Source organism: Alkalihalobacterium elongatum (genome assembly GCF_019024285.1).
Classification (GTDB): domain Bacteria; phylum Bacillota; class Bacilli; order Bacillales; family Bacillaceae_F; genus Alkalihalobacterium; species Alkalihalobacterium elongatum.
The window spans coordinates 36354-45619 of the sequence record NZ_WMKZ01000035.1 but is presented as its reverse complement, the minus strand read 5'-3'; the positions used below and the strand labels follow the sequence as shown (position 1 = coordinate 45619).

The following is a 9266-nucleotide window of genomic DNA, read 5'->3' as shown; positions in this document are numbered from 1 at the left end:
CTATTTCCACTAATAATACATATGGAAAAAAGTTTCATATATTCAAAATACATACTATCGTGCAACGCCAATGGGTCTGTCCCCCACTGTGGTAAAGCATTAACGCAGTGGGGGACAGACCCCATTCTTCGAAAAACAAAACTTTTTTCCTACAGGACTTTAGTAAAGTTAGTAGAATTATTCCATTTATGTAAAAAAAAGGAGGTGGAAATTTTGAAACGAGCTTATACATATATGTTAGTTTTTCTTATGGCCTTTAGTATTGTTAATTTAACACCAAAAGAAAAAGTTAATGCATGTACCTATTATAGCTACCCTGCTGTTTCGTGTATTTCAAAGTCGAATTTGCCATCGACTTACCAATTGATGTATCAAGTGCCAGATCGCCGCTTAGGAGCATGGACGGGTGGAGTTACAGTGGGTGCATTAGGTTTTTTACCTTTAAAAGTAGCAGGTGTTGCTTCATGGGGGTTTGCTGCTGGATATAGTTTTTATGATACGTTTGTAGGCAATCAATCTTATAGGGTTTATATGATGAAGAGCCCGGTTAGTAGCAAAAAAATGCGAGTTATGGTTGTATATTATAAAAATACAAACTATTCAGGTGCTATGACAATAAGAATAACAGACAAGTAGTAAGGGAATAACGTTTATGAAAAAATATTATTTATTTAATGCAGCACTGGTGTTTTTAAGTCTATGTTTATTTTCATGGTTTATGTTTTTAGAAGATAGAGAAGGGTCTATTGGAATTTTTGTAGTAGGCGTTATTGCGTTAGGAGTTCTATTTATATTAAATTATTTAAAAAACCTACACAAAAAGTAAAGTTTTTTGGGGTCTGTCCCCCACCGCTTTAAAGCAGTGGGGGACAGACCCCTCTTTATATTGTTATTTTCTTACCGTCAAATTTGGTTAACGTAAATCCATCAAAGTTTTCATTATAAGTTTTTCTGTAGTCACGGAGGACTTCAATGGCTACGGCTTCACCGAGTTTTATGCCTTCTATTCCGTCAGAACGCCAATGAACACCTGCTGTATCTCTCCCAAGGGCAATATTAGAAGCGAGTTTATTTAATTCACCGCCTATTGTTAACGGACCGTCCGAGTATGGAACTAATGAAAGTCCGTTTTTGCTAGCCGTAACGGGGTTAGGAATTTCATATGCCTCATTAAAAAATGCCTTTAGGACAGTGACACCAGCACCTGCCAAGGAGGCGTGGCCAGCTGGATAAGCAGGGTGTGTTGGGCTTCCTTCTGGGTACGCCATCGGGAGAAGGTAAGTCCCGTATTTGTTGAACACTTTAGATATCACTTGAGAGTTTAGTAGCTCTTTATGGATTGGGTAATTAGCAGAATCTGTTAAATGATTGTGGACCCGTCCTCCAAATTCTTCAGGTCGTAAACGACGATGAACTAAGAACTTATGAAACCATGCAGCCTCTAATGCTAAACGAGATACTTTACTTACTAAATCGAGTATATGCGGTCCGCCAAATGTAATAAAGCCGCCTTGAGTTGCTGATTTCAAATAAGGGTTGTTGGGGCTCAGTGCGTCTCTTCCCAAACCATTTAAAATCAAACAAGCAGATAGCGCGGGTTGGTAGGAGAAGTCAATATGAACGTATTTTGCTAAGTCGCGGCCGTTACGTATATATCGAGGCGTTGTGTCTGGAATAGCTGCAACAGGACTTCCGCCGTTCTGGATATTCAACCATTCTTCATAGTCTGTCATGTGGTCAGCGCCAGCTAATGTTGTTTGATAACGTTGAGGGATTGTAGTTGAACCGAAGGGAATGTCTTTAAACAAAAATTGTGAAATAAAAGGTCCCTCAAGGTCTTCCGGGGTAGCACTACGAAATAACGTGCCAGTTGTCACACTTCCATTATCCTTTGGTCCGCGAAAGTCTGAAAATCTTGATAGCTCTGATGCTGCTTCTATCGTAAGCTCATTTGTATCATATTCTTCGAAGTGTACATCACGAGTTAATGCTCGCCAGTATACCTCAGCCATTTCACTTGCTTCCCATGCACTACTGAAGGCTGGAGGTGCAGGTAATTCTGTCTGGTGACAATCAGCTCCAATAAGATCAAAGACATAGGCGGCTTGAGGATTGGCTAATTTCGTTGTTCCTCCCATTGGGATCGCTTCTAAATCCTCCGGATCGCCACTTTTTAACGCCTTCCTTAGTGAGGAATAGGCTTTAAGATCAACTTCACCAAGGGAGTTATGGGGCAATGTTTTAGTAAAGTTTGCAATTTTTTTCTTGTAACGCCGTTCATCTCCGTTACATTTATGCTCGATAGGATCATGCTCCTTGTGGTATCGTGCAGTATCTTTACGTAAATAATAGGCCTTTTTTATTCGTTCCTTGCCAGTCAAAGGACCAAGCACACATTTCCTTTTTTCTTTCCCCACGCGTTTTCAACACCTTTCCCACGGTATGTTTCATTTGGTAGTAAAAGTAAAAGTATTACATAAAACACCCTTTTATTGTATGCATTGATGGTGGGGTCTGACCCCCGCCGCGGTAACGCATTAACGCAGCGAGGGACCGACCACTTTCTTTTATTCCCAAGTGATAATGCCTGGGATGTCGCGATTTTCCTTCCTTAGTTTCAAACGAAATTGGTCTAGCTTTCTAGTAATGGATCGGTGTTTTGCTTCATTCTCTGAAATCTGTTTATGCGCTTGTTTTCTTGCAAATAATAAAACCGCTAACGGTATTCCTCCAATAATAAGCATTTGTAAACCGGTTGGGGCATCAATAAAGATGAGGAAGAACACCATAAAAATCTCCCACATCCATAGAACGATCAAACAAGCCCCCCAAAAACCACTGTCTAGAAAGCTTTCTTTGTTTAAAATGTTCTGGTACGTTAACCTGCCCTCTAATAACAAGTCATCGTACTTCTTTTGTATTTGGCGATCACTCATTTCTGAGAAGTTCATATCTTTAATGTTCATGTGAGTCAAGCCTTTCTGAATTAAATAATACGTTGAGTATATCATTGAGGAAGTGAATTGAAATTGGAGTCTTTCCCCCAATAGAGTAAACGATTACCGCTACGGCGTTACCGATGAGAGAGTTGTGGATAAAGTATTTTTTCATGCAAGTGTAGGTCTGATTACTGTTGATAAAGTCTGAAAATTGTGGATAGTGTGGATAACTTGTACGAAACTTGTGGGTAACCACGAAATGGGGTCTGACCCCCATCGCTTTAAAGCAGTGGGGGACAGACCCCATACAAAACGGTAGTAAGAAAAAAGCAGTTGTTCTATAATAGAACCAGAAAGAAGGTGATACAAATACAAAAAAGTGACTGATAAATTAGTAGAATTACTAAGATTAGGGAATTCCAGTTATTCTTTCATTTGTGAGAAAAATCCAATCGAAAGGTGTGAGTAATTTTTGGCTCGTAAGCCTCGTATTTGGTTCCCTGGGGCGACCTACCATATTACCAGTCGTGGAAATCGCCGTGCTGATATTTTTTATGACCTCAATGACCGATACATGTATTTATCCCTTCTTGAAAAAACCCGCATTCAATATCCTTTCCATCTCCATGCCTACTGTTTAATGACCAACCACATTCATCTGCTGCTAGAAACGAAAGATACCCCTACCAAAGATATTATCAAAAAACTCCATTCTCTCTATGCGATGTATTTTAATAAGCGTCACGATACAAGTGGACATTTGTTTCAAGGGCGCTATCATGCCGAGATAATTCATGATGATACGTATTTCTTAGAAGCGAGCAAGTACATTCATCTTAATCCAGTCGAGGCCAATATGGTGGAGCGGCCAGAAAGCTATCGGTGGAGTAGTTATCCTGCTTATATTTCCTCAATCTCTAATCCCCATGTTTGCACCAAACGCATCCTATCTTATTTTCCTTATCCACAAAAGAAAAGCTACCAAACGTACGTCAATCATGTGGATGCGGGGTCTGACCCCCACTAGAGTAAAGCGTTAAAGCAGTGGGGGGCAGACCCCTACAAAAACGCAATCCTTACTTGAACCAGATCTATGATACTTCCGTCGATCGCGCTGCGGGAGTAGACCCATAATTGTCCACCAGTTGTAGTAGGTGTTCGGTCAAAGACAACTGTTTCAGAAAAATAACCGTAGGCAGGCGGACCTTCTAATGCTGTTGTAAAACGTTCTTCCGAGACGACTACACCGTTGTCATCTTGAATTTGCATCAGAACATTCGCTTCAAAGACACGGGCGAAGCCTTCGATACGGTCGCCACTGCGAACGATATCTCCTGGAAGAGGACGAATGACGACGATATTCCTTGATGATGGAAGGGGAAGAAGCAGGCGAAACCCAGCATAGATCAAATCAAGTGAAAATCCAGGCCTTCCATCGTTGGCGGCTATAATGTTGTTGATTGGAATTTGAAAACGTCTGGAGATGCTGAATAGTGTATCTCCCATTTCGATTTCATACACAAAGGCTGGAGCCCATAGTGGCTGCCCGACAAAGATCAAATTTGGATCTTGAAGCTGGTTCACCCCAGCGAGGAGATCGGTATGGGCCGAAAACCGCTGCCCAATACGAAACAGTGAATCTCTAGGGGAAGTAATATAGATGGTACGAAAAGGACGTTCGGCAAGGACTGGAATGATCAGCGTCCATCCAGGAAAAATTAGACCTGGATCGGTGATCGGGGGGATTAATTGGTTGGCCCTTTGAATTCCCAAGATTGTACTGCCAAACCGTGCGGCGATGGAATATAACGTATCCCCTGGCTGAACGGTATAGACAACATGAGTTTGTCTTACAACAGGCATATCATTCACTCCCTTTGTACCTATGATCATCGTGATAGTTTGGGATGTAGTTTTGTTGTTAAGGGTAGTGAAAACATCATTACGTTTTTTTCACGATTAACAAAATATATAATAAAAATGTGGAAAATATGACGAATGGGGGTCTGACCCCCACCACAGTAAGGCATTAACGCAGTGGGGGACAGACCCCACTCTATGATGGGAGAAATCCTTATGAAAATGATAAGCGTTTGTAATTGGGATGATAAACTTTGGCAGGACGCGCTTCCTCTCTACTTAGAGGCATTTGGAAATAAGGGGGCTAAGCCGACTAAGATCATCAAAAATATGTTTGCAAAAGGAATTGCCGAGCTTCATGTGGGGTACAACGTATCGGGAGTGGTGGCTATGGCTCTCACAGGGAAACTCGAATCTGACGGTGTGATGATCATTGATTATTTGGCAGTATCTGAAAAAGAGCGTGGCCATGGACTTGGCAAACACTTTGTTGATTACCTGCGACAGAAAGCAGTTGATAAGCGGTACCCAAAATTAATTATTGAGGTCGAGTCAGAGGAAACATCAGATAATAAAAGGCGTATCGATTTTTGGCGATCATGTGGTTTTCTTCTCACAGAGTATGTCCATCACTACATTTGGGTCCCAGAAACCTACCGTGCTATGTATCTTCCTCTCATATCCGATTCGAGGAAGGTAACTGGAGAAGAGCTGTTTGTGTATATTAATACCTTTCATCGGCTATCGTTTCGTGGAGGTAGGGGAATGGGGTCTGACCCCCACTACTTTAAAGCGGTGGGGGTCAGACCCCTCCTGTTTATTGGGAATTTATGTTAAAATAAAGACGGTTATCAATAATGTTTAACTACCTTTTTGGCCATCCTTATCGTGTAGCTTTATGACAGTTTAATAGTAAAAGATTGATATTTTAGAAAGGTAGAGTTGATATTTAGTGAAAAAATATGAAAAAATTCTATCTGTTTTAAACAGGATGTTCGCTATCACGCTGACTATACAAGTCATTTTTTATGGTTTTATACACAGACCTCCCAATATCGACTACCATTTTTGGACTCTTGGAGGAACTTTTTTTGTTTTTATAGTCGCTGTTTTATTTATTAAAAGAAAGATGAAGCAATATAAAGATTAAATGTTTAACTACTTAACATCGATTTGGGCGATTCCTATTTTGTTGAATAAACTCAAAATCTATAAAAAATGATAGGTTGGTGATTACTCCCATGAAGTATATGACGGTATTTATTCTCATTTTATTGATCTTATCTGGCTGTAATAGTGGCTACGAGGCGCTTGAAGAAGCGGTACAAAGTCAATGGAAAACTCCAATAGAAATTCTCAATCAAGATGCAGAGAAGCAATTAGTTTATTATTTGGACCAGACTCAACATATTTTAGGCGTGTACCATTATGAGAATGGGAAGTACAAATATGATAATAAACAAAGTGTTGGTTTGACTTTTGAATCAGAAAGTGGTTTCCCTTTTTTTGTTTCAGCTAACCATTTTGAAGGTGTTGGTAATATCATTCATGGTGCAATTCAAACAGATGAACATGAAGTAGATAAGTTTGTTATCCAATATAAAAATGGCAAACATCAGGAAATTAACGCGAAAAACAATACCTTTATAACTGAATTTCCATCGTACCTAACAATAAGCGTAGAAGAGTTCTTTGCGGAAATGGATAATGCTATTGGATACGATCAACAAGGTGAGATAGTAGAAAGTTGGAGATAGGTCATTTTTGGAGATGTAATAAACGAAGCAGAAGAACAGATATATTCAATAATGTGAAAGAAAATAATGCACTATCGGAAAAGGTAACAATCTAATGGAAGTAAAGGAAGTGGTCTTATGGATACGAGCAATGAAATAATCCTTACTGGTAAATTAACCATAGCTGATTACCAGAAGCATAACTACTATCATCACAAAAAATTATTACTATTCTTTTTTATACTGTCTTTCTTCACTTTTCTTATCCTATATATATCTTCAGGAGTAGTGTCAGGGACTAGGACTCTTGTAGAATTTGTGGGGGTAGTCTTAGCTTCAATGTTTTCTGGTCTAATATTGTTAATTATGTGGGTGATTTTGAAGATAAGAATTCGTAATGAGTATAATAGTGACCAGATATTACAAAATGAACTGACATATATTATTACTTGTGATGGTATTACTCAAAAAATAAAAAAGTCAATTAACAACATAGAATGGAATGATATAATCGCTGTTTATGAACATAACGAATTATTTCAACTGTATATCTCTAAAAATAAGGCAATTGTTCTTCCAAAAAAATTCTTCACATCAGTAAAAGATGCAGACTTATTCAAAAAAGTTATTATACAGAATGTAAAGATTAAAAAAGTTAAATTAATGTAATGAAGAATACAGGATTTATTTATTTTAATTTTAGCTGTTCAAGAGCATAACTTTTTCACTAACGGTTTGCGTTAGTAAAATTACGGGCTGTAATAGATGCAGCTTTTCTTTTATGCCTATGGAATAGAAAATTTTCTTAAACTAAAGAATCATTTTAGTATAAGAACAGTTTTTGTAAATATTGTTGTTTATAACACAAATTTGTTATAAGAAGAATTGAAAAGAGGAGAGTTTTCTTGAACAAAATCAGTTTACTTAGGTTAATTCAATATCCGATACTGTTCCTAATTTTTATTTTTTATCTCTTTTTCCTATTCTTTTCTTTGGTAAACGTTTTAGAAGAAGGGTTTAATGGGTTCGTACTATTTGTCTTCTTAACTATAATCATTATTTTGTTAATCCTCTATTATTTTATGATGAAATGGATTGTAAAACACGAAATACATTATTCTGGCTCTTTTATAGTAACTGGCTTAAACATGTCAATGATTATTCTTACTTTTTCCTCTCCAGTTATTGTTTTTTTTGAACTGTTAGCAGAGCGACAATTCATTGATTTGTTGTGGATTGTGATTCTTATTGTGATTATCTACTTAATGTTACCATTTAAATGGGGATTCGTTGTTTATCTAAGAAGAAAGTATTATTCGAATAACCATTACTCTGATTTAGATGATTATGGAAATTGAAGTCTCTATAAATCCCTCACAGCAACAACCTTTGCGAGAAGAGCCTAAAGTAAAGAAGCAGTATGTAGGGGAATGGGGTCTGACCCCCACTGCTTTAAAGCGGTGGGGGACAGACCCCATAAATGAAACTTAATTTCCCATTATACGTCTAATAATAAAAGGGGGAGATATTATGAAGAGATATTTTGGTTTGCTATTCTGTGTGACAATGAGTTTAATAATTTTAGCAGGGTGCGGAAGTTCTAGTAATAGCCCTAAAGGAACTGACTGGGAACCTACAATATATGAAACTGTCAACAACCTCGATGGAGTAACGATTAGTGTAGAGGAAGGAACGGTCTCGTCTACTGGATTGACTGTAATATTTGAAAATAACTCTGACAAGCAATGTATCTATGGTGAATATTTTATGTTGGAAAAGAAGATCGAGGATAGATGGTATCAAGTCCCCGTTGCCCTAGATGGCAACTACGGGTTTAATGACATTGGCTATGACTTGGAGCCTACAGATGTTAGGGAATGGACAGTTGATTGGGATTGGCTCTATGGAAGTCTCGATATTGGTGATTACCGTATAGTGAAAGAGATACTCGATTTTAGAGAAGCAGGAGACTTTGATAAGTACCATTTGATAGCGGAGTTTACAATTGATTAGCCACACAAAAATAGGGTGTAACGAAGAGCTTTACTGGAATATAGCAGTAAAGCGTTAATTGAAGTATAGAGTAGTTTAATAAAAACAAAGAGGAGAGAGGTTATGAAGAAAACCATAGTTATAATGCTTGTTTCTATGCTTCTTGTGCTAGGTTGTTGGGGGTTATTTAACTATATAAGCCATGAAGGCAAATTTACAAAGTTGAGTCATTCGACGTTAGGAATAGACCATTTCGAGGACGATCATGCATATTATTTTGGTTATAATTTTAGGTGGGAGGGTATCGGAAATCCCACGATTGAAAAGATAGAATTTATAAAGAGTGATGGAAGTATTGTGGCGAAAGATGATGATGAAATTCGTATCCAACCCTTTATAGCAAGTTCAGAACGAATAGGTATCCTTGATGAAGAGTATGTAATCAAAGAAGGGCTACATAACGATTTAGTTGAAGTTAAGGATTTTCATGTAGACGAAGATTTTTACCTCGTATTACGTGTAGAACTGGATGTTACTAACTTTAATAATGATATAAGTTCGTTAAGAATTATGTATAAAAAATATGGAGTAACACAATTTCAAGACATACCATTCGATGATGGAGTTGTAACTGACCAATAAGGATTTTTACTAACGAATGCTTTAGTGGGATTGTAGTAGTAAAGCTTTTATTGAAGTATAGAAGCAGAATAGTTAAAGATTAAGGCTGTCATAATGG

General features: G+C 37.9%; 12 protein-coding genes. 9 read left to right on the top strand and 3 right to left on the bottom strand.

Going from position 1 to position 9266, the window contains the following annotated elements:
- Positions 1 to 213 precede the first annotated feature (213 nt).
- Both GKP30_RS21580 and GKP30_RS21575 read left to right on the top strand, forming a co-directional pair.
- Positions 214 to 636 (top strand): hypothetical protein, encoded by a 423-nt coding sequence (locus GKP30_RS21580; RefSeq protein ID WP_216831533.1) that lies wholly within the window; start codon positions 214 to 216, stop codon positions 634 to 636.
- A gap of 16 nt (positions 637 to 652) precedes the next feature.
- Complete coding sequence (locus GKP30_RS21575; RefSeq protein WP_216831532.1) at positions 653 to 826, top strand: hypothetical protein; 174 nt, start codon at positions 653 to 655, stop codon at positions 824 to 826.
- Positions 827 to 881: 55 nt separating this feature from the next.
- On the opposite strand, the gene GKP30_RS21570 is transcribed toward GKP30_RS21575, so the two are convergent.
- Positions 882 to 2417, bottom strand: a complete 1536-nt coding sequence (locus tag GKP30_RS21570) for a vanadium-dependent haloperoxidase (protein ID WP_216831531.1) — start codon at positions 2415 to 2417, stop codon at positions 882 to 884.
- 150 nt (positions 2418 to 2567) lie between these two features.
- Positions 2568 to 2966 (bottom strand): hypothetical protein, encoded by a 399-nt coding sequence (locus GKP30_RS21565; RefSeq protein ID WP_216831530.1) that lies wholly within the window; start codon positions 2964 to 2966, stop codon positions 2568 to 2570.
- 445 nt (positions 2967 to 3411) lie between these two features.
- Here GKP30_RS21565 and GKP30_RS21560 point away from each other — a divergent pair, with 445 nt between their 5' ends.
- Positions 3412 to 3966, top strand: a complete 555-nt coding sequence (locus tag GKP30_RS21560) for an REP-associated tyrosine transposase (RefSeq protein ID WP_216831529.1) — start codon at positions 3412 to 3414, stop codon at positions 3964 to 3966.
- Positions 3967 to 3998: 32 nt separating this feature from the next.
- Here GKP30_RS21560 and GKP30_RS21555 read toward each other — a convergent pair whose 3' ends face one another.
- Positions 3999 to 4802: a LysM peptidoglycan-binding domain-containing protein gene (locus GKP30_RS21555; RefSeq protein ID WP_216831528.1), complete on the bottom strand. Its 804-nt coding sequence runs from the start codon at positions 4800 to 4802 to the stop codon at positions 3999 to 4001.
- A gap of 213 nt (positions 4803 to 5015) precedes the next feature.
- Between GKP30_RS21555 and GKP30_RS21550 the strand changes: the two genes are divergently transcribed.
- The 6 genes from GKP30_RS21550 to GKP30_RS21525 all read left to right on the top strand — a co-directional run bounded on the left by GKP30_RS21550 (position 5016) and on the right by GKP30_RS21525 (position 9169).
- Positions 5016 to 5636, top strand: a complete 621-nt coding sequence (locus GKP30_RS21550; RefSeq protein WP_216831527.1) for a GNAT family N-acetyltransferase — start codon at positions 5016 to 5018, stop codon at positions 5634 to 5636.
- 404 nt (positions 5637 to 6040) lie between these two features.
- Positions 6041 to 6556 carry a hypothetical protein gene (locus GKP30_RS21545; protein ID WP_236035282.1) on the top strand — a complete coding sequence of 172 codons (516 nt, stop codon included), beginning with the start codon at positions 6041 to 6043 and terminating at the stop codon, positions 6554 to 6556.
- Between the two features lie 117 nt (positions 6557 to 6673).
- On the top strand, positions 6674 to 7204 hold the full coding sequence (locus tag GKP30_RS21540) for a YcxB family protein (protein WP_216831526.1): 531 nt from the start codon (positions 6674 to 6676) through the stop codon (positions 7202 to 7204).
- Between the two features lie 236 nt (positions 7205 to 7440).
- A complete protein-coding gene (locus tag GKP30_RS21535) occupies positions 7441 to 7893 on the top strand; it encodes a hypothetical protein (RefSeq protein WP_216831525.1) in 453 nt (150 codons plus the stop codon).
- 172 nt (positions 7894 to 8065) lie between these two features.
- Positions 8066 to 8548: an immunoglobulin-like domain-containing protein gene (locus GKP30_RS21530; protein WP_216831524.1), complete on the top strand. Its 483-nt coding sequence runs from the start codon at positions 8066 to 8068 to the stop codon at positions 8546 to 8548.
- A 102-nt stretch (positions 8549 to 8650) separates the two neighbouring features.
- Positions 8651 to 9169: an aldo-keto reductase family protein gene (locus GKP30_RS21525; protein ID WP_216831523.1), complete on the top strand. Its 519-nt coding sequence runs from the start codon at positions 8651 to 8653 to the stop codon at positions 9167 to 9169.
- Positions 9170 to 9266: the final 97 nt, after the last annotated feature.